General features: G+C 57.4%; 18 protein-coding genes. 5 read left to right on the top strand and 13 right to left on the bottom strand.

The genetic code is table 11. From position 1 onward, the window contains the following. Positions 1-14 precede the first annotated feature (14 nt). The 5 genes from lpdA to LINBF2_RS05640 all read right to left on the bottom strand — a co-directional run bounded on the left by lpdA (position 15) and on the right by LINBF2_RS05640 (position 8,401). Complete coding sequence (gene lpdA, locus LINBF2_RS05660) at positions 15-1,442, bottom strand: dihydrolipoyl dehydrogenase (protein ID WP_104797509.1); 1,428 nt, start codon at positions 1,440-1,442, stop codon at positions 15-17. Between the two features lie 58 nt (positions 1,443-1,500). Further along, positions 1,501-2,754, bottom strand: a complete 1,254-nt coding sequence (gene odhB, locus LINBF2_RS05655) for a 2-oxoglutarate dehydrogenase complex dihydrolipoyllysine-residue succinyltransferase (protein WP_281891083.1) — start codon at positions 2,752-2,754, stop codon at positions 1,501-1,503. A 37-nt stretch (positions 2,755-2,791) separates the two neighbouring features. Continuing rightward, positions 2,792-5,656 (bottom strand): 2-oxoglutarate dehydrogenase E1 component, encoded by a 2,865-nt coding sequence (locus LINBF2_RS05650; RefSeq protein ID WP_281891081.1) that lies wholly within the window; start codon positions 5,654-5,656, stop codon positions 2,792-2,794. 154 nt (positions 5,657-5,810) lie between these two features. Continuing rightward, a complete protein-coding gene (locus LINBF2_RS05645) occupies positions 5,811-7,706 on the bottom strand; it encodes a propionate--CoA ligase (RefSeq protein WP_104797512.1) in 1,896 nt (631 codons plus the stop codon). Between the two features lie 92 nt (positions 7,707-7,798). Next, positions 7,799-8,401, bottom strand: coding sequence for an isochorismatase family protein (locus tag LINBF2_RS05640; protein WP_104797513.1), 603 nt, complete (start codon positions 8,399-8,401; stop codon positions 7,799-7,801). Positions 8,402-8,560: 159 nt separating this feature from the next. Here LINBF2_RS05640 and LINBF2_RS05635 point away from each other — a divergent pair, with 159 nt between their 5' ends. After that, complete coding sequence (locus LINBF2_RS05635; protein ID WP_281891077.1) at positions 8,561-9,100, top strand: C40 family peptidase; 540 nt, start codon at positions 8,561-8,563, stop codon at positions 9,098-9,100. A gap of 3 nt (positions 9,101-9,103) precedes the next feature. On the opposite strand, the gene LINBF2_RS05630 is transcribed toward LINBF2_RS05635, so the two are convergent. After that, a complete protein-coding gene (locus LINBF2_RS05630) occupies positions 9,104-9,958 on the bottom strand; it encodes an RNA pseudouridine synthase (protein WP_281891075.1) in 855 nt (284 codons plus the stop codon). Between the two features lie 69 nt (positions 9,959-10,027). Here LINBF2_RS05630 and LINBF2_RS05625 point away from each other — a divergent pair, with 69 nt between their 5' ends. Both LINBF2_RS05625 and LINBF2_RS05620 read left to right on the top strand, forming a co-directional pair. Further along, on the top strand, positions 10,028-11,590 hold the full coding sequence (locus LINBF2_RS05625; protein WP_281891073.1) for an AMP-binding protein: 1,563 nt from the start codon (positions 10,028-10,030) through the stop codon (positions 11,588-11,590). Positions 11,591-11,607: 17 nt separating this feature from the next. Then, complete coding sequence (locus tag LINBF2_RS05620; protein WP_281891071.1) at positions 11,608-12,315, top strand: VOC family protein; 708 nt, start codon at positions 11,608-11,610, stop codon at positions 12,313-12,315. Positions 12,316-12,387: 72 nt separating this feature from the next. Here the strand turns inward: LINBF2_RS05620 and ycaO are convergent, their stop codons facing one another. The 7 genes from ycaO to LINBF2_RS05585 all read right to left on the bottom strand — a co-directional run bounded on the left by ycaO (position 12,388) and on the right by LINBF2_RS05585 (position 19,756). Beyond that, positions 12,388-14,115, bottom strand: coding sequence for a 30S ribosomal protein S12 methylthiotransferase accessory factor YcaO (gene ycaO, locus LINBF2_RS05615; RefSeq protein ID WP_281891069.1), 1,728 nt, complete (start codon positions 14,113-14,115; stop codon positions 12,388-12,390). A 118-nt stretch (positions 14,116-14,233) separates the two neighbouring features. Continuing rightward, entirely contained in the window at positions 14,234-15,412 is a 1,179-nt protein-coding gene (locus tag LINBF2_RS05610; RefSeq protein ID WP_281891068.1) for a YbfB/YjiJ family MFS transporter, read from the bottom strand. A gap of 3 nt (positions 15,413-15,415) precedes the next feature. Further along, entirely contained in the window at positions 15,416-15,832 is a 417-nt protein-coding gene (locus tag LINBF2_RS05605) for a type II toxin-antitoxin system VapC family toxin (protein WP_104797520.1), read from the bottom strand. 2 nt (positions 15,833-15,834) lie between these two features. After that, positions 15,835-16,065, bottom strand: coding sequence for a type II toxin-antitoxin system VapB family antitoxin (gene vapB, locus LINBF2_RS05600; protein WP_104797521.1), 231 nt, complete (start codon positions 16,063-16,065; stop codon positions 15,835-15,837). Positions 16,066-16,121: 56 nt separating this feature from the next. Next, the gene (locus LINBF2_RS05595) at positions 16,122-18,191 is read right to left on the bottom strand and encodes a DEAD/DEAH box helicase (protein WP_281891066.1); all 2,070 of its coding nucleotides are present in this window, start codon (positions 18,189-18,191) and stop codon (positions 16,122-16,124) included. A 93-nt stretch (positions 18,192-18,284) separates the two neighbouring features. Continuing rightward, positions 18,285-18,791, bottom strand: coding sequence for a hypothetical protein (locus tag LINBF2_RS05590; protein ID WP_281891065.1), 507 nt, complete (start codon positions 18,789-18,791; stop codon positions 18,285-18,287). Beyond that, the gene (locus LINBF2_RS05585) at positions 18,788-19,756 is read right to left on the bottom strand and encodes a tRNA-dihydrouridine synthase (RefSeq protein ID WP_281891064.1); all 969 of its coding nucleotides are present in this window, start codon (positions 19,754-19,756) and stop codon (positions 18,788-18,790) included. Before LINBF2_RS05585 ends, LINBF2_RS05590 begins: the two co-directional genes overlap by 4 nt. Before the next feature lie 123 nt (positions 19,757-19,879). Between LINBF2_RS05585 and LINBF2_RS05580 the strand changes: the two genes are divergently transcribed. Both LINBF2_RS05580 and LINBF2_RS05575 read left to right on the top strand, forming a co-directional pair. Next, entirely contained in the window at positions 19,880-20,404 is a 525-nt protein-coding gene (locus tag LINBF2_RS05580) for a GNAT family N-acetyltransferase (RefSeq protein ID WP_281891063.1), read from the top strand. 34 nt (positions 20,405-20,438) lie between these two features. After that, on the top strand, positions 20,439-20,723 hold the full coding sequence (locus LINBF2_RS05575; RefSeq protein ID WP_281891062.1) for a DnaJ domain-containing protein: 285 nt from the start codon (positions 20,439-20,441) through the stop codon (positions 20,721-20,723). Positions 20,724-20,728 lie beyond the last annotated feature (5 nt).

Genomic DNA, 20,728 nt, shown 5'->3' with positions numbered 1-20,728 from the left:
ACGGATGAATTTGCTTAGAAATTCAACGTGCGTTTATCCACCGCCAAAGCAGCCTCTTTCGTTGCCTCAGACAACGAAGGATGTGCATGGCAAATGCGTGCGATGTCTTCGGCAGAAGCCTTGAACTCCATCGCCACCACAGCTTCAGAGATCAACTCTGACACCTGTGGGCCCACCATGTGCACGCCCAAGATTTCGTCGGTCGTGGCATCGGCCAAGAACTTGACCATACCGGTGGTGTCGCCCAAAGCGCGTGCACGGCCGTTCGCGAGGAACGGGAACGTGCCGGCCTTGTACGCCACACCGTCGGCCTTGAGCTGTTGCTCAGTGCGGCCCACCCAAGCGATTTCGGGGCTAGTGTAGATGACCCAAGGGATGGTGTTGAAGTTGACGTGACCGTGTTGGCCTGCCATGCGCTCTGCCACAGCAACGCCTTCTTCTTCGGCTTTGTGCGCGAGCATCGGGCCACGCACCACGTCGCCCACCGCCCACACGCCGGGCACGTTGGTTTTGCAATCGCCGTCCACAACAATCGCACCGCGCTCGTCGAGTTGCAAGCCAATGGCTTCGGCGTTCAAGCCGATGGTGTTAGGCACGCGTCCGATGGATACGATGAGCTTGTCAGCATCCAACACAATAGCTTCGCCTTTGGCGTTGGTGTAGTTGACGGTGACGCCCTTCTTGCCGTTGACGATCTCGCCAACTTTCACGCCGAGTTCGATCTTCAAGCCTTGCTTGTCGAATGCTTTCTTGGCTTCTTTGGCAATTTGCTCGTCCACAGCGCCGAGGAATGTGGGCAGGCCTTCGAGGATGGTCACGTCAGCGCCGAGTCGACGCCACACAGAACCCATCTCCAAACCGATCACGCCTGAGCCGATCAAGGCCAACTTCTTAGGTACAGCGCCCACGCGCAATGCACCGTCGTTGGACAACACGTTGACTTCGTCAAACGGTGTGCCGGGCAACGCACGGGCGTTCGAGCCTGTGGCGATGATGACTTGCTTGGCTGTGATGGACTCTTCTGTTTTGCCAGCCACGTTGATGGTGTAGCCGCTTTCAGCCTTGCCAGCAAAGCTGCCACGACCGTGGAAGAAAGTGACTTTGTTTTTCTTGAACAGGTACAAGATGCCATCATTGTTTTGTTTCACAACGTTGTCCTTGCGGGCAATCATCTTGGCCACATCCATCTTCACGTCCTTGGCAGTGATGCCGTGCTCTGCGAAGTGATGGTTGGCATGGTCAAAGTGTTCGCTGGACTGCAGCAAAGCCTTAGAGGGAATGCAACCCACGTTGGTACATGTGCCACCGGGCGCTGGGCCACCGGCTGCGTTTTTCCATTCGTCGATACAAGCGACTTGGAAACCGAGTTGTGCAGCACGAATCGCTGCGATGTAGCCACCGGGACCACCACCAATGACGACGACGTCGAATTGTTTACTCATGGGAATATCTCTTGAATGAACAACGCCCCCAAAAGAGGGGGCATTGAAAATGGGTGAATTAAATGTCGAACAGCAAGCGAGCTGGATCTTCCAGCGCTTCTTTCATCGCCACCAGACCCAAGACAGCTTCGCGGCCGTCAATGATGCGGTGGTCATACGACATCGCGAAGTAGTTCATGGGGCGAACCACCACTTGGCCGTTTTCCACCATAGCGCGGTCTTTGGTCGCGTGCACGCCCAAAATCGCAGACTGTGGTGGGTTGATGATCGGGGTCGACATCATGGAGCCGAAAGTACCGCCGTTGGAGATAGAGAAAGTACCGCCGGTCATTTCTTCCAAGCCCAACTTGCCATCACGCGCTTTCACGCCGAATTCAGCAATTTTCTTCTCGATGTCGGCAAAGCTCATTTGATCGGCGTTGCGCAAAATTGGCACCACCAGACCGCGTGGCGAGCCCACAGCGATACCGATGTCGAAGTAGCCGTGGTAGACGATGTCATTGCCGTCGACCGAAGCGTTCAACACGGGGAACTTCTTCAAGGCGTGCACTGCAGCTTTGACGAAGAAGCTCATGAAGCCCAACTTGCAACCGTGTTCTTTTTCGAAACGCTCTTGCATGCGCTTGCGCATGTCCATGACGGGAGCCATGTTGATTTCGTTGAACGTGGTCAGGATGGCGTTGGTCGATTGCGATTGCAACAAACGCTCAGCCACGCGAGCACGCAGACGTGTCATGGGCACGCGTTGCTCTGGGCGGTCACCCAAAGCCACGACAGGTGCCGCAACTTGTGGCAGTGACTTGGCAGGTGCGCCAGTAGGAATCACAGCAGCAGTGGATTGCACACCACCAGCCACAGCAGACAACACATCACCTTTGGTAACGCGACCGTCTTTGCCTGTGCCAGACACAGAGCCGGCAGCCAAGTTGTTGTCAGCCATCAGTTTGGCTGCAGCGGGCATGGCCACGCCGGCTTTGCTGCTAGAAGCAGCTGCAGCTGCTGCAGGAGCAGCAGCGGCTGGTGCGGCAGCAGGTGCTGCGGCTGCGGGAGCGGCAACTGCGCCAACTTTGCCATCGGTGTCGATGCGAGCGATGAGCTGCTCAGCAGCCACTGTGCCGCCATCAGCGACCACGATTTCGCACAACACGCCAGCAGCTGGTGCGGGCACTTCGAGCACCACTTTGTCAGTCTCGATGTCGATCAAGATTTCGTCAGCAGCAACTGACTCGCCCACTTTCTTTTTCCATTGCAGCATGGTGGCTTCGGCCACGGATTCGGACAGCTGAGGAACTTTTACTTCGATGATTGCCATGTTTATCTCTCTTTATTTGAGTGTTCGTTTCAACGATTTATTTGGTCAGAACAAAGCCCTTGAGCTTGCCGAATGCGCCTTCGACCAGCGACTTTTGCTGCTCTTGGTGCAAGTGTGAATAACCCACGGCAGGCGACGCAGAGGCGGCGCGGCCAGAGTAGCCAAGCTTTTGGCCGGGCAACATGTTTTCGTGGATGTAATGCTGCACGAAGAACCATGCGCCTTGGTTTTGTGGCTCGTCTTGCGTCCACACCAATTCAGTGGCGTTGGGGTACTTCTTGAGTTCAGCCGCGAAAGCTTTGTGTGGGAATGGATAGAGCTGTTCGGCGCGCAAGATAGCAACGTCGTCAGCACCCAACTCTTCACGCTTCTTGACCAGGTCGTAGTAAACCTTGCCTGAGCACACCAACACGCGTTTGACCTTGTCGGCCTTGAGCGCTTTGTTTTCAGGAATGATGGTTTGGAACGAACCCTTGGTGAATTCAGACACGGGTGATGTCGCGTCTTTGTTACGCAACAGCGACTTCGGTGTGAAAATGATTAATGGCTTGCGCAAGTCGCGCACCATTTGACGACGCAACACGTGGAAGATCTGGCTGGCCGTGGTGGGCTGCACGATCTGCATGTTGGTGTCAGCGGCGAGCTGCATGAAGCGCTCGAGGCGTGCCGAGCTGTGCTCTGGGCCTTGGCCTTCGTAGCCGTGTGGCAGCATCAAAGTCAAGCCGTTGACACGGCCCCACTTCACTTCGCCAGAAGCAATGAACTGGTCGATCACCACTTGGGCGCCGTTGGCGAAGTCGCCGAACTGGGCTTCCCAGATCACCATGGTGTTGGGATCGTTGGAGGCGTAACCGTATTCGAAACCGAGTACCGCTTCTTCAGACAAGATCGAATCGATCACGGTGAAAGGCGCTTGGTTTTCAGTCACGTTTTGCAACGCAACATAAGTACCGGTGTCCCACTTTTCACGCTTTTGATCGTGAATCACAGCGTGACGGTGCGTGAACGTGCCACGACCGCAATCTTCGCCCGACAAACGCACGGGGTAGCCGCTGGCCACCAAGGATGCGAAAGCCATGTGCTCGCCCATGCCCCAATCCACAGGCGTGTCGCCACGGCCCATGGCGGCACGGTCGTCGTACACCTTTTTCACCAACTGGTGAGGCGTGACGGATGCGGGGATGGTGGTGATTTTCTCAGCCAAGCGCTTCCACTCAGACATTGGGATCGCGGTGTCACCTGCATCAGTCCACTTCTTGCCCATGAAGGGCGACCAGTCCACAGTGAACTTGGTTTTGAAGTTGGTCAACACAGGATCATCCGTGTGTTTGCCAGCGTCCAAAGCGGCGCGGTAAGCCTTGACCATGTCGTCCCCCAAAGTCTCGCCCAAGCCTTGTGTGGCCAACTTGTCGGCGAACAGCTTGCGGGTGCCAGGGTGAGCGGCAATTTTTTTGTACATCAGCGGCTGAGTCAGCGCTGGTGTGTCTTGCTCGTTGTGGCCGAGTTTGCGGAAACACACGATGTCGAGCACCACGTCTTTGCGGAAGGCCATGCGGTATTCGAGGGCCAGTTGCGTGGCCAACACCACGGCTTCTGGATCATCACCGTTGACGTGCAACACAGGTGCTTCGACCATCTTGACGATGTCGGTACAGAACACGCTAGAACGCATGTCACGTGGATCTGAAGTGGTGAAACCGATTTGGTTGTTCACAATGATGTGCACCGTGCCGCCAGTGGTGTAACCACGGGTTTGGGCCAGAGCCAAGGTTTCTTGGTTCACGCCTTGACCGCCGAAGGCAGAGTCACCGTGCACCAGCACTGGCAAGACTTGGCTGCCCGTTGGGTCTGCACGGCGGTCCATGCGTGCGCGCACAGAGCCTTCCACCACAGGGTTGACGATTTCCAAATGCGAGGGGTTGAACGCCAATGACAAATGCACGGGGCCACCAATGGTGGACACATCCGAGCTAAAGCCTTGGTGGTATTTCACGTCACCAGCTGGCAAGTCTTCAGGCGCTGTGTGGTCGAACTCAGCGAACAAGTCAGAAGGCAACTTGCGCATGGTGTTGACCAACACGTTCAAACGGCCACGGTGGGCCATACCGATCACAACTTCTTGCACGCCCTTGAGGCCGGCTTGTTGAATCAGTTCGTCCATTGCGGCAATGAAGCTTTCACCACCTTCGAGCGAGAAGCGCTTTTGGCCCACGTATTTCGTGTGGAGGTAGCGTTCCAAACCTTCAGCGGCGGTCAGGCGCTCAAGGATGGCTTTCTTTTTATCAGAGTTGAAGTTGGCTTTGCTGCGGATGCTTTCCAGCTTCTCTTGCCACCAACGCTTTTCGGATTGCTCCGAGGTGTACATGTACTCGGCGCCCAAAGTGCCGCAGTAGGTTTCACGCAAAGCGTTGAGCAACTCGCGCAAGGACATATTGTTCTTGCCGAAGAAAGTGTTGCTGGTGTCGAAAACGGTTTCTTGGTCGGCATCGGTGAAGCCGTAGAAAGCGGGATCGAGATCAGGAATATTGGGGCGCTCAGTGCGCTTGAGTGGATCAAGGTCAGCCCAACGTTGACCCACGTTGCGGTAGGCGGCGATGAGTTGCTGCACAGCAGTGCGCTTGCGGCCCATTTCAACGTTTTCGCTCGCCATGACAACTTTGGTGCCGCCAGATTTGGCACGTTCAGCAAAGGCATTGATGACGGGCAAGTGAGGCACGTCTTTGGCGTTCGAGCCATCGACTGCGGGCACATGCGACAACGCATCAAAGTACTCGCGCCACGAATCGGGCACGCTACCTGGGTTGGCTAGATAGTTTTCATACATCTCTTCGACGTAGGGGGTGTTGCCCCCGAAGAGATGGGTATTGCCTGAATAGGCTTGATAGACGGTTGTCTCACTCATTTGCGCTGACCTCCGTTTCCCTGCAGGAAACATTAGTTGGTTGGAAAAAAACCTCCGCGACACGGCTGGACCGGTTAGCGGATGCGACTTTGATCAGGATTGACCTAAGTTACACCCAAGATTGTGCCACCGAAACCAGCCGCAGGCGGCTCAATTAAACGATTTGGTCCTTGATTTGCTGCAAAGCGGCGGGATCGTCCATGGTGGTCAAGTCACCAGGATCGCGCCCTTCAGCTACCGCTTGGATGGCACGGCGCAGCAATTTACCGCTGCGTGTTTTGGGCAAAGCCGAGACAAAAATCACGCGTGATGGGCGGGCCACTGCACCGAGTTGGCTGTCCACCACCTTCATGACTTCGGCTTCCAGGGCTTTGCGGGCGGCATCGTCGGTCAGGCCAGAGGTGTCTTTGGCGATGGCAAATGCCATGGCCACTTGACCCTTGAGTTGATCGGCGACACCAACCACGGCCACTTCAGCGATATTGGGGTGACTGGAGATGCTTTCTTCGATTTCGCGGGTGCCCAAGCGGTGACCGGCGACGTTGATCACGTCATCGGTACGGCCCAAGATGAAGTAGTAGCCATCTTCGTCACGCACAGCCCAGTCGAAGGTGCTGTACACGAGTTTGTTGGGCACGGTCTTCCAATAGGTGTTGACGAAACGGTTGTCATCACCCCAAATGGTTTGCAAGTTGCCAGGAGGCAGTGGGCCTTCGATGGTCAACACGCCTTTTTGGTTAGCGCCTGTGAGCTCTTCGCCCGTTTGGTCATCCACCAACTTGACGTTGTAGCCATACACCGCCTTGCCGGGTGAACCAAACTTGCTAGGCGCTTTTTCCACGCCGTTGCAGATGGTCAAGATAGGCCAGCCGGTTTCGGTTTGCCAGTAGTTGTCGATGATGGCTTTACCGTTAAGACCTTCAGAAATCCACTTGGCCGTTGGCTCGTCCAAAGGCTCGCCAGCCAAGAACAAGGCCTTGAGCGTCGACAAGTCGTACTTGGTGAGCAACGCTGGGTCTTGTTTTTTGAGCACGCGAATCGCTGTGGGCGCGCTGAACATGACAGAGACTTTGTATTTCTCCACCAAGCTCCACCAGATGCCGCCGTCTGGACGGATGGGCAGACCTTCGTACATGATGGTGGCCATGCCACCAATCAGTGGGCCATAGATGATGTAGCTGTGGCCCACCACCCAACCGATGTCGCTGGTACAGAAGAAGGTCTCACCAGGCTTGCCTTGGTAGATATTAGGAATGCTGGAAGCCAAGGCCACGGTGTAGCCACCGGTGTCACGTTGCACGCCTTTTGGCTTGCCCGTGGTGCCTGATGTGTACAGGGTGTAGCTGGGATGCGTGGACTCGACCCACTCGCAAGGCACTTGCGTGTCCATGTGTTTGGCGCGCTCGGTGGCGTAATCCACATCACGGCCAGCCACTGGCGTGAAAGCCGCCAATTTGCGGTCCACCATGATGACGCTCTTGGGCTTGTGCGCAGACAAGTTGATGGCCTCGTCCAGCAATGGCTTGTAAGGCACGCCTTTGCCGCCACGTGAACCTGCGTCCGCGCTGATGATGACCTTGGGTGACGCATCTTCAATGCGAGTGGCCAAGGAGTGAGATGCAAAACCGCCGAACACCACCGAATGGATCGCGCCCAAACGCGCGCAAGCCAACATGGCAAATGCCGCTTCGGCAATCATGGGCATGTAGATCAAGACGCGGTCGCCTTTGACAATGCCCAAGTCTTTCAAAATCGCTGCCATGCGCTGCACTTCAGCGTGCAAGTCGCGAAATGTGTACGTGTGTTCTTGGTTGGTTTCTGTGGAAACGAAAATCAACGCGGCTTGGTCAGCGCGGTCTTTGAGGTGACGGTCGACCGCATTGTGGCAAATGTTGGTCTTGCCACCCACAAACCACTTGGCAAAGGGAGGGTTGCTGTAATCGCAGATTTGCTGGGGAGGTGTTTCCCAATCCACCAATTTGGCCTGCTCAGACCAAAAAGCGTCGCGGTCCTCAATGGAACGGCGGTGAAAATCTGCGTACGCAACCATCTATTTCTCCTAAAAACGAATCTGTACTGAATTCATAATTATGAGAAGGACGGACTTGCAACAAGCTGACTTTTCAGGTGGGTAATTACCCTTTATTTGATCAGCGCATGGATTTCTTTGAATGGGTCCGCCTCTGCTGTGCGCAGCCATTCAAACAACACCATCTCGGTGGTCACCAGCTCTGCACCGGCTCCGGCCAAGCGGTCAAACGCGGCGTCTCGGTTGCGCTCGGTGCGTGAACCACAAGCATCCGTCACCACCCACACCGAATACTCTTCTTCTAGCAAATCCAAGGCAGTTTGCAGCAAGCACACATGCGCTTCGCAGCCCGCAATGACGATGCTTTGGCGTGTGGGCTCTTGCGGCACGGCCTTTTGCAAATGCTTGGGCAAGCTGCGGGCGTTGCCAGCAGGTGCGCGTGCTGCGGGGCGCAACACTTCGCTCAAGCCATCGGGGCAAGCGCTGAAACTCATCTTGGGGATGGTCCGTCGGCACAAGGCGCGCAGTTCGGCAGGGTTTTGGCCTAGCTTGTCTGGGTTTTGCTCGGTGCCGTAGGTCGGCACTTCCATCCAATGCGCGGCTTGCGCCAAACGCATGGCATTGGCCAACACCAAATCAGCTTCAAAAATGGCGGGCATCAGGCGGGCTTGGTAGTCCACCAGCACGAGTTGGGATTCTTGGTCGTCGAGCAACATGCGAGGGTCGAATAGGTTTGTAGAAAAGCGCAAGTATCGACGATATGAAATTTGCAGCCTGTCAATATCGTTTACTTTAGGACTAACCCTAGTGAAATCAACAACTTAGGCGCTGTATTTGATAAGTTTTCGCAGATAAAGCAGCTAGAATAGCCGGCTATGTTGAAACGTACCCTACTCATCCTCTGCTGCGTCGCCAGTGCACATGCTGCACCGTCAAACAATGCAGCGGAAGATATCGAGCGCTATTTGGCCGAGCGTGGCATCGTCGCGCAAATGGACCAGGTACGCCAATCGGTGGGTGATACGGCTTCCGACTTGGTGGGCAACGCCATGACCTTCTTGGGCGTGCCCTACCGACGTGGCGGCACCAGCGCTGCCACGGGATTTGACTGCAGTGGCTTTGTGCGCTCCATGTTCGAGCAAACCGTGGGCAAGGTCTTGCCCCGTCGCGCCAGTGAACAAGCTGCCGCAACCGAGAAAATCGACAAGCAAGATTTGAAGCCAGGCGACTTGGTGTTCTTCAACACCATGCGCCAAACTTTCAGCCATGTGGGCATCTACGTGGGTGACAACAAGTTCATCCACTCACCTCGCTCAGGCAAAAGCGTACGCGTCGAGGACATGCGCGATGCTTATTGGGACCGCCGCTTCACAGGCGCCCGTCGTGTGCCCGCCGCAGGCAACAACGACAACTAAGCGTCAGAAACGCTCGCCTTCGGCTAGGTAGCGCCAAGTCCCCTCCTCCAGATCGCCCAAGCTCACGCGTCCCAAGCGGATACGTCGCAGCGCCAAGATTTCCAAGCCTGCCAATTCGCACAAATAAGGCGCCAAGCCTAGCTGCGAGCCTTTCACCGCCAAACGCAGCTTGCTGCGCTCGGGGTTGGCACTGCCCACGCTGATTTTGAAATCAGGCAAACGCAGGCGCTCATCGCGCATGGCGCGTTCAATCGGACGCAAGGCATCAGGCAAGACTTCTCCACGCACATCCACGATCAGCTCTTGCTCGATGAACGCCATGTCTTCCATCAGCTTGCGCTGCACACGGAAGTCTTGGGTGAACGCCACTAATCCGCTGGCTTCGTATTCCAAGGGCACGCTGGCATCAAGCTTGGCCAAATGGCTTTTCAAAAAGCGCACACCGCTGTGGTCGTGCTTGCTGTGCTGCTCAGACGTGAGCAAGGTGCGAACGTTTTGCGGACCTCTAGGTGCGCGGACTGGAGGGCGAACAGATGCACCAGGCTTACCAGCAGGCGCTGACCGCGCCAGAGGCTTTTGGGCGGGCAAAGGCTCTAAGCCATCGGTCCATCCCGCAGGCTTGTTCAAGATCAGCGTGACTGACATGAGGTTGAGCAAACTGGCATGCGCATCCACCGCCACGTTTTGCGTGGTCACACGAAACTGCGGCTCTTGGACAACCGCCCCATCCACGCGCACAAAGCCCGCTTCGATGTATTGCTCGGCTTCGCGGCGCGAACAGTCGCGCAGTTGCATGATGCGTTTAGAAAGGCGTTCGCCTTCGGCTGGGCGCTCGCCCATGGATTTACTGGAATTCATAAGGGCTGAATCCTCCCACAGTTAATCGTTGTATCGTTCACCCATTCAGCTCTTTGTGGAGAGATTTCGTTGAACTTGGCTCATTTACTCAAGCGGATGGCGCGGCAGTTTCCCAAACGCGCTGCTATTTTTCATGGCACACAGGCTGTGGCTACTTACGCGCAATGGGCACAACGCTGCGCGCATTTGGCCCAACAGTTTCAAAACGCAGGCTTGCAGCCTGGCGACCGCGTGGCCATCTTCATGCACAACCACCAGCGTTACCTAGAAGTTCTGTTTGGCGCATGGTGGGCAGGCTTGGCCGTAGTGCCCATCAACGCCAAGCTGCATGTGCGCGAAGCGCAGTGGATCATCGACAACGCGCAAGCCTGCTGGGCCTTTGTCACGTCTGACGTGATGGCCGACGTCACCACCAACACACCCCAACAATTGACCGGCTTGCAACGCGTCATTGATGTGGACAGCCCAGAGGCCAATGCCTTGTGGACCATGCCTCAAGCCAGCGATGCGCCACCAACAAAGCCCATCATTGAACGCCAGTCAGACGACCTCGCTTGGTTGTTCTACACCAGTGGCACGACGGGCCGCCCTAAAGGTGTGATGATCACCCACCGCAACTTGATGACGATGGGCTTGGCTTACTTCACCGACGTGGATGCCATCACTGACCAAGACGCCATCGTCTACGCCGCACCCATGTCACACGGTGCTGGCTTGTACGCCATCCCACATTTGATGGCAGGTGCACGTCATGTGGTGCCAGCTTCTGGCGGCTTTGATGCAGCGGAGTTGTTTGAACTCGGTCAGTCGGTTGGGCCACTTTCCATGTTTGCAGCACCCACCATCGTCAAACGCTTGGTCGACCATGCCGAGCAAACCTCACTCACACCCAAAGCTTGCGCCCTAGCTTTCAAAACTATCGTCTACGGCGGTGCACCCATGTACGCCGCAGACATCCAGCGCGCCCTTCGCATCATGGGCCCATGTTTTGTACAAATTTACGGCCAAGGCGAAAGCCCGATGGTGGGCACTGCCCTGTCGCGCTTTCATTTGAGCGACAGCACTAACCCCGAACACGCCCAACGCTTGGCATCTATCGGCATTGCCCAAACGCCGGTTCAAATCCGTATAACCGACAAACATGGCCACGACTTGGCGCTAGGCGAAGTAGGCGAAGTGCTCATCAAAGGCGACAGCGTCATGGCTGGCTACTGGCGCAACCCTGAAGCCACCCAAGCCGCCATTAGAGATGGCTGGCTCTTCACGGGCGATATGGGCTGCTTAGACGCACATGGGTTCCTCACACTCAAAGACCGAAGCAAAGACCTCATCATCAGCGGCGGCTCCAACGTGTACCCACGCGAAGTGGAAGAAGTGTTATTGCAAGCCCCAGGCGTGAGCGAGGTGGCCGTGGTCGGCGCACCCGACCCTGAGTGGGGCGAAGTCATCGTCGCCTTTGTGGTGCTGCAACAAGGCAGCGCGGTCAGCGCCCAAGACCTAGACGCGTATTGCCTCAACGAAATTGCCCGTTTCAAGCGCCCCAAACGCTATGAATTGGTCGACAGTCTGCCCAAGAACAACTACGGCAAAGTGCTGAAAACCGAGCTGCGACTCAGACTCACGCAGCCCTAGTGGTATCGTGCTGCCCCATGCACACACAAATAGACCACCTCGTCATCGTTGCCAAAAGCCTAGAACAAGGCGTGCAATGGTGCGAAGACACACTGGGCATCACGCCCGGCCCCGGCGGCGAACACACGCTGTACGGCACACACAACCGCTTGTTCAAAGTGGCCTCGCCCGCTAACCCGATGGCCTATGTCGAAATCATCGCCATTGATCCCAAAGCCGTGCGCCCCAAACGCGCCTGCCCCACACGCTGGTTCGATATGGACGACCCAGCCCTGCAAAAAGCCGTGGCCAAAGAGCCGCGCTTGGTGCACTTTGTGGTCAACACCCCTGACATTCGCGCCGCACGCATGGCCATTCGCATGCAAGGCATTGACCGCGGCCCCGCCATCTCGGCCAACCGCCGCACGAATCGCGGCACGCTCAACTGGCAAATCTCGGTGCGTGCCGACGGTCAGCGCTTGTTTGACGGCTGCATGCCCACCCTCATTCAGTGGGGCAAGCCCGAAGCCACCGACCCACTCAAGCTCCATCCCCGCAACACCCTCACCCGCTCAGGCGTGACGCTGCAAAGCCTAGAGGTGATTCACCCCAGTGCGGCCAAACTGCAAGCAGCCTATGACGCGATTGAACTCAACCGTGTGAGCGTGACCGAAGGTCCTGCCAACTTGAAAGCCACGCTGCAAACACCTAAAGGCGTGGTGGTGTTGGAAAGTTTAGGCATCTAAGCCCGCAGCGCTTGCACCTCAAGCACTCATGAAAAAGCCGCTTTGAAAAGCGGCTTTTTTGTTTGCGTTCGGTTACTTGTACTCTTGCACTTTTTCGTAGGCCGCCCACAACTTGTGTTGCATCTCGCAGCCCTCCATCATCAAGCCAGGCGCTGAGATGCCCATGAAGCGGTCAGTCTGCATGATGAGGGCGTGGGCTTGCTCAAACACACCCGCGCCAAACAGCTGGCGAATCGCACCCACATAAGGCGCAGTGTCGCCACGGTCGGTCAGCAACACCAAGGTTTCGATACACGCATACACAGCACGGCGTTGTTGCGGAATTTGGTCAAAGTGGCGAATCCACTCGCAGCCTTCTACGGTGGCGGCTTCGTCGCCACAGGCCAAGGCCAACAACGTTTTGAGTTCGCCTACGCGCAAGTCGGCCCAGAAGCTGCCTGCGTCTGCGGCCATGCCAATCAGGCCCGCCACGGGGCGTTCATCGGCCAAGTTGGATTCGTTCAACGAGGCCAACAAGTCTGAACACTCTTCGTTATCGAGATCCGTCAAATTAAGAATGGCCTCGCGCATTTCGTTGGCGATGCTGTTGTTCTCAAAGTCAAGGTCGTCCACGGGGTAAATCTCAGACATACCTGGCACGAGCACGCGGCAGGCATACACGCCCAAGTGCTCGAAGTCAGCGATGTAAATGTCAAACCCATCGTCGTGCATGCGCTTCACACAATACGCGTAGTCTTCAGGCGTGGTGTTGGCAAAGTTCCAGTCCACAAACACATAGTCTGGAATCTGGCCCAAGAACTCCCAGTGAATCACACCACTCGAATCCACAAAATGAATTTCGATGTTGGGTGCACTCGCCGCTTCTTCCAAATCAAATGTGGGCGCAGGAAAACCGCTCAAACTATCCAACGCGCGGCCTTGCAGTAGTTCGGTCAATGCACGCTCCAGTGCCACCTCAAAACGCGGGTGCGCACCAAAGCTGGCAAAGCAGCCTTGGTCTTCGGGGTGCAGCAAAGTCACGTTCATCACGGGGTACTTGCCACCGAGCGATGCGTCTTTCACCAAAATACCAAAGCCTGCTGCACGCAAGGCTTCAATGCCTGCAGCGATACGCGGGTAGCGATTGATCACCGCTTCTGGCACATCGGGCAAGCAAATGCCTTCGCTGATGATCTTGGCTTTCACATGGCGTTCGAAAATCTCAGACAACGCTTGTGTGCGTGCCTCCAGCGCGGTGTTGCCCGCGGACATGCCGTTGCTCACATACAAGTTGCCAATGATGTTGACGGGGATGTAGGCTGTCTCGCCATCACGCTGGCGCTCATACGGAATGGCGCAAATACCTCGCTCCATGTTGCCCGAGTTGAAGTCCACCAAGTTGGCGCAATCAATGTTGCCCTCGGGGTTGTAAAAGGTGTGCAGCTCAGCGTTGAGTAAACCCTTGGGCCAAGAACCGTCATCGGTCAAATCAAACCAACGCTCTTGCGGGTAGTGCACAAACGAAGCATCTGCCGTGAGGGGACCAAGGTAGAAATGCGTCCAAAAATAATTGGTGGCCAAGCGTTCAAAGAACTCACCCAACGCGCTGGCCAAACACGCCATGCGAGTCGCGCCTTTGCCGTTGGCAAACAAAGCGGGGCAATCGCGGTCGCGGATGTGAACCGACCAAATGCCGTCCACGGGATTGAGCCAACTTTTCTCTTGGATGTGAAACCCCATCGCCTGCAACTTGGCCTGCATGGTGTTGATGGTGGATTCGAGTGGCGCGTCTTTGCCAAGAATAAAACTTTGAGTGGGCACGGTAAATCGCTTTAAAAAACAGCAGGGGCGCCCTAGAGCTAACGCCCTATTGTGAGGCCTGAGCTACCCCGTCACAGGCTGGGGTTTTCGCTCAAATCCTTTGCGAAATGCTGTGCTTTCAGTCGTCTTTGGGCAAAGTCGCCAACAGGGCCATGCCTGCGGCCATCACCCCAGCGGTCAGCCACAACGCACCTTTGAACGTGCCCGTGGTCTGAGCCATGTAACCCGCCACCACAGGGGCCAGCATTTGCGCGGCGCCGTAGCTGAGCGTGAGCTTGGCCATGGCTTTGCCTGGGTTGTTGGGTGCTCTGCGGCCCACCAAGGCCAGTGTCATGCTCACAATGCCAATGAACGTTGCGCCATAGCCCACAGCCCCTGCAAGCGCAGCCCACAACTCGCCCGACATCGCAGGCAACATGACCGAAAGCGTTTGCAAACCAAACGCCAACAGCAATGCCCGCTTGTCGCCCACACGCCGCGCCACCAAATCCCAAATAAACACCGCGGGCATGGCCGCTAACCCCACCATCGCCCAAGCTAACGGGCCTTGGCCCGCCAGTGCAGGCTCGCGCTCAACAATCGCCACCGTGAAAGTGGCGCTGATCACAAAGCCCCAACCCGCCGCAAAGTAACTGGTGAGCATGGTCCACGCCCAGCGGCGCGAGCCTAAGCCTGCCGCAGGCGCTGCGTCATGCGCCACCACCACCTGCGGTGGCACAGGCGGACGCCACTTCCAAGCGGGCACAAAAAACAGCAAGCCCAGCGTCGCAAACGCCAACCATTGGTCCGACCATGTGGGCCACAACTGCGACAAGCCCCAAGCACCCAACGCCGACACCACAATGCCCAGCCCCAAGCCAATGAAATACAAACCCAACTCAGGCCGGCGCCCCTGCCGCATCAGCCAACCCAAAATCAATCCGGAGCCCAGCAACATGCCAGTTGCGCCACACAAACCACCGATGTAGCGAATCAAAGCCCACGCAGGCATCCAAGTGGTCAGCGCCATTGCGGCCACCGTGACCAAAGCCATCCACAAGCCAGCGCTGTAGAGCCAATGCCGCCAGCGCACATCGTCAATCCAGGTGGCCGCCAATGCACCGCTCATGTAGCCAGCGTAGTTGATGGCGGCCAAGCCGCCTGCGGCAGCGTCGGTTAATCCGGTTTGAATTTGCAGGCTTGGTAGCAACGGCGTATATGCAAAACGCGCCAAGCCAATGGTCAACACCAAACCGCAAATGCCGCCTGTGAGGACTTGCCAAGGGTGGAGGTGTGTTTTAAGACTTGCAGGTGGCATGCATTACTCAACCCAGTTTTCAACGCGTAACCCCTGCACTCGGCTGAACTCACGCGTGTTGTTCGTCACCAAAGTCCAACCTTCGGCTAGAGCATGAGCGGCTAACCAAAGATCGTTATTTCCAATTGGCATGCCCTGCTGCTGTAAGGAGGCTCGCACATGACCGTAATGTTCAGCCGCCGCCATGGGTAAGGCACACGGCTGGATCATTTGAACCAATTGCGCAATAGTCGCTAACGCACGATCACGAGACTGACTTTTTTCTGCACCAAACCGCAATTCACCCACCGTGATCGTAGACATGGCCAACTCTTGAAGCGTGTGCGACTCAAACCGATGGCGCACAGCCAGCGGCTGTCCCTTAGCGATGTAAATGCAAATATTGGTATCTAAGAGATAGCGATTTAGCTGCACGGCCATCTTCAAAGCGCCTCGCGCTCTTGAGGCGGTGCGTCTTGGCGGCCATCGGCCATAAAGTCTGCGGGCAAGCTACTTAGTAAATCGAACACGGCGCCCGCGTTGGTAGGCACTTGGCGCAGCACAATGTCACTGCCCTGTCGAAATATTTCGACCTGATCTGTGTCAAATCGAAACTCTTTAGGTAAACGCACAGCTTGGCTGTTGCCAGACTGAAAAACACGGGCATATGTCATCAAAGCTCCCGATATAAATGTATTTACATCAAGTATATACACCCAGCATCATTTGTTCAAGGCTGCAAATGCAAAGCCAACAAAAGTACCTGGTTGACACCTTGCTCACGTAAGAGCGCCGCCGCAAGCGTTGAAGCCCAACGAGTTCGCACATGGGTAGCCACGAGAAGCACGGTGCCATCAGATAGCGCGACATCTGTTGCAAGCCTCATCACTGACTCTAAATGAGCCACTACAAGCGTGGAGGCTGCGTCATCAGGGGGCATTCCACCAGCCCAGCTAAATACATCGTGCAACGGCAAACGACCTTTTTGAGCAATGTACGCAGCTAGGGCGCGGTTGGACGCCATGTTGTGCGCTGGCATCGGCACAACACACACCGGACGGGCGGGCCAGGTTTTGGCCCAGCGCCCAAGAGTGGCCACGGCCCCTGCCAACAAATCGGTGGGTACATCGCCCGGGGCAGCCATACGCAAAGCCTGCAACTCGACCACCCAACCCGGATCATCGGCAAAAGCCACAGCTCGGCCCGCGTCAAAGCCGCGAATCGCGCCCTTACGCCCCACCCCACTCGGCCAGCGTTTGCGCGGTTCGATGTCCACGTCCATGCCGCGCAAGAAGTCACGCGCAGCGATCAGTTTGTCTTGTGAAGGCATGAGGCCCGGAAACGGCAAATGCCCGGTGCACACCGAGCAGCGCCCGCAAGGCTCGGGCGACGGGTCGTCCAGCGCGGTTTGCAAATACGCCATCAGGCAGCCCGCACCCTGGGCGTATTGGCGCATGATGCCGGCCTCTTGCTGGCGCACTTGCGCCAGCGCCGTCCATTTGGCCGTGTCGTGTTCATACGGCACACCCGTGGCGCGCCAAGTGGGGCCTTCTTTGTCCACCACGCCCTCCACCGCCAAGATTTTGAGCAGCGCTTCCAGCCGCCCTCGGCGCACGCCCGTATCGGCTTCGATCTCCAGCAAACTGCGCCCGTCGTTTCCCAGACTTTGCAACACCTTGGCGGCCGTGGCCGCATCCGGGATTGACGCGGTGGCGAAGTAATCCCAAATCCGTTCGTCGGCGTCCGACGGCAGCAACACCCCTTCGGCATGCGCCACGGCGCGCCCTGCCCGCCCCACCTGCTGGTAGTAGGCCACCGGGGTCGAGGGCGAGCCCACATGCACACAAAAGCCCAAATCCGGCTTGTCGTAGCCCATGCCCAGCGCTGAGGTGGCCACCACCGCTTTGACCTGGTTGTGGCGCAAACGATCTTCCACTTTGAGGCGCGTATCGGCGTCGGTCTGACCGCTGTAAGCATCGACCGCATGGCCGCAGCTGCGCAAAAACGCGGTGAGCCGCTCGGCCTCGGCCACCGTCAGCACATACACAATGCCCGAGCCCGGCAACTGCGCCAAGGCATCGGCGATCCAGGCGTAGCGCTGCAAGGGCGACAAACCCGGCACCACCGACAGCGTGAGCGAGGTGCGGGCCAGCGTGCCGCGAAAGGTCACCGTGTCCGCGCCCAACTGCTTGCCAATGTCCAAGGTAACGCGCTCGTTGGCCGTGGCCGTGGTGGCCAGCACGCTGGCGGTCGGCGTAGACAAAAGCGCCCGCGCCAAGCGCTGGTAATCAGGCCTGAAGTCAAAACCCCAATCGCTGATGCAATGCGCCTCGTCGATCACGATCAAGCCCACCCGGGCCAGCAAAGCGCCCAGCCGCGCCGCAAAACGCGGGTTGCCCAGCCGTTCAGGCGAGACCAGCAGCACGTCGATGGTGTCCTCGTCCAGCCGTTGGAACACATCGTCCCAGTCATCGATGTTGGTGGAGTTCACGGTAGCTGCCTTCAAGCCCGCACGCTCGGCGGCGCTGACCTGGTCGCGCATCAGCGCCAACAGGGGCGAGACCACCAGCGTGGGGCCAGCGCCCGTGCTGCGTATCGCGTGCGTGGCCGCCCAATACACCGCCGACTTGCCCCAACCCGTGGCCTGCACCACCAGCACACGGGACGCCGGTTGCAGCACGGCGTGCACCGCGTCCACTTGGTCGGCACGGGGCACCGCACCCGGACCGGCCAAGCGGGCCAGGATGGTGTGCATGTGTTGCTCGGCGAATTCGCGGGGGTAAGTAGATGTAGGTTTCATGCCGTCATTCTGCGAAACCCACAAGGCTGCGGCACGAGCAAAGCTCACGCAACTTGAAACACCAGCTTTCAAGACACCGAGTCATGCGTGGGATCAACCACGCCCCTTCGTCATCTCAAACCCCGCATCCACCCAAGCCTGTGCCGTATTGCGGTTGAGCTTGTAGCCCGCGTCCACACGCACCTCGGCCAGCGTGTCGCCGCCCTCGTCTTGCGCGCTCAGTGTGGCGTAGGGGTTGTCGTCATCGGGCACGATGTCTAGCAGCACGGTCACGCGACCTGTTTGGCCGTTGACCGTGACGGCCTGGTGCAGCGTGGCGTGCAACTGCTGCTCGCTGCGGCGCACAAACTCTGAGGCGGTTTTGACCAAGGTGATGAAGGCGTTGCCATCCAGCGGCTTGGGGTTCTTTTTGTCGCGACCCATCGTCCATGGGCCAATCAGCGCGGCTTCGGATTCGCCGTCTTTGAACATGGCCACCGCCCACCCATCGTCATCGTCGTTTTTGATGACCTTGGCTGTCCACGTTTCGTTTTGCCAAAGGCGGGGCTCTTGCGCGAATGCGTTGTCGTCGATGGCGTCTTGGGTGTTGTCGTCGGTCATTGATGTGTAGGCATGGCGTCAAACCATGCGTTGATGTCTTTGGGGCTGGTCAAGGTGCGTACATGTTGGTAGGCGGCCTCGGCGTCGGGGTAGTACTTGCGCAAAAAATTCAGCCATTGTTTCAAGCGCCCAGCTTGGTGACGCTCGCTCACATGGCCCGACACAATTTGCCAAAACGTGTGCAGGTGTGGCGGCAGGTCTTGCCAGCGTACTTCGGGCGCGGGTGCGGGCAAACCATTTGCAGCAGCGTCGTGCGCTTGAATGTCCCAGCCCAGGCCAGGGTTGGTCACGATGCCGCGGCCCAACATCAAATCAAAGCAGCCCGACTCGGCGCGTGCATTGATGGCGTCTTGCACATTCCAAATTTCGCCATTGGCCACCAAGGGTGTTTTCACCTTGGCTTTGATGTCGGCAATGCGATGCCAATACGCCGGCGGTCGGTAGGCATCTGCCTTTGTGCGGGCGTGCACCACGATCTCACTCGCCCCACCCGCTTCTAGCGCCAAGGCGCATTCTTCGGCGGTGCTGTCGTCGTTGAATCCCAAGCGCATCTTGGCCGACACCACTTGGTGTGCAGGCACGGCGGCGCGGACGGCTCGCACAATTTGGTACAGCACTTCTGGGTCTTGCAGCAGCACCGAACCGCCGCCGTGGCGGTTCACTTGTTTGGCGGGGCACCCAAAGTTCAAGTCCACCCCATCGCAACCCATGCCCGCCACACGTGCGGCGTTGTCGGCCAAACATTGGGGGTCTGACCCCAATAACTGAGGGCGCACAGGCACACCCGCAAAAGTACGGCCGCCATTGGTCAGCTCGGGCACGATGCGCAAAAAAGTGCGCTCGGGCAGCAAGGTGTTGGTGACGCGGATGAACTCCGACACGCAGCGGTCCACCCCGCCGATGCGGGTCAGCACGTCGCGCAGCACAAAGTCGAGCAAGCCCTCCATCGGGGCAAGAATGAGCATGGGTTCGGGAGTTTGAAAAAGAAGGCTGCTAGCAGCGAAGGCACTACTCTACCTAAGTCTTAGCCGAGGATGGATTTACTGGGACAATAGCGGTCTTATCTGTTTACCGAATTTCCCCTCTCCATGTCCGACCTGACAACTGTTGAAGTCCGTCCCGCCACGATGCGCGACGCCGCCAAAATCGCCGAGCTGTACGCAGCCACCGCCAAAGAAGCTTTCAAAACCATGCAAACCGGCGCCAAAGTGCTGCCAGTGCCCGAAGAAAAAAACACCGTTTACTGGCGCGAAGCCATTGAATACGCCGAACCCCAAGTCCAAGTGGCCGTTGACGGCAGCAAGATTGTGGGCTTTGTGGGCTACGACCGCTCACGCGACAAAGGCACACCCAACACCCTCGGCGAAATTTGGGACATCTATGTGGACGCCGCCTACTGGGGCAAAGGCGTGGGCTTGGCCCTGTGGGACGCCGCCCGCGAAGGCCTGCAAGAAGAAGGCTGCACCCATGTGTCTATTTGGGTGCCTATTGCCAACGACCGCGCCATGCGCTTTCACGAGTTGGCTGGCTTCAAGCGCGAAATGTCTAGCGCCAAGACCGTGCCCATGGGCCCCGTCAAGGTCGAAGAAATTCGCCTAAAGCAATCGCTTTAATTTCTCAACCGCTGTCATTCAACAAGAGTTTCACGTGTCTGAACACTACGCCGCCTTAGGTCTCAAAAGCGATGCCTCGCTGTCGGACATCAAAAAAGCGTTCCGCCAAAAAGCCTCGCAGTTTCATCCGGACCGCAACAGCGACCCCGATGCGCCTGCGCGTTTTCGTGAAGTGCAAGAGGCGTACGACGTGCTGTCAGGCAACGACAAACGCAAAGCCTACGACGACAACCGTCGCCGCAACCTGTTGGACGACCCCGCACAAACGGCACGCGAAATTTGGCAAGGCTACTTTCAGCAAGTGCTGAACCGGACATAAATCAT

The sequence above is a fragment of the Limnohabitans sp. TEGF004 genome, assembly GCF_027924965.1.
GTDB lineage: Bacteria > Pseudomonadota > Gammaproteobacteria > Burkholderiales > Burkholderiaceae_C > Limnohabitans.
The sequence above is the reverse complement of the archived record's forward strand: the minus strand, read 5'-3'. Positions and strand labels throughout refer to the sequence as shown.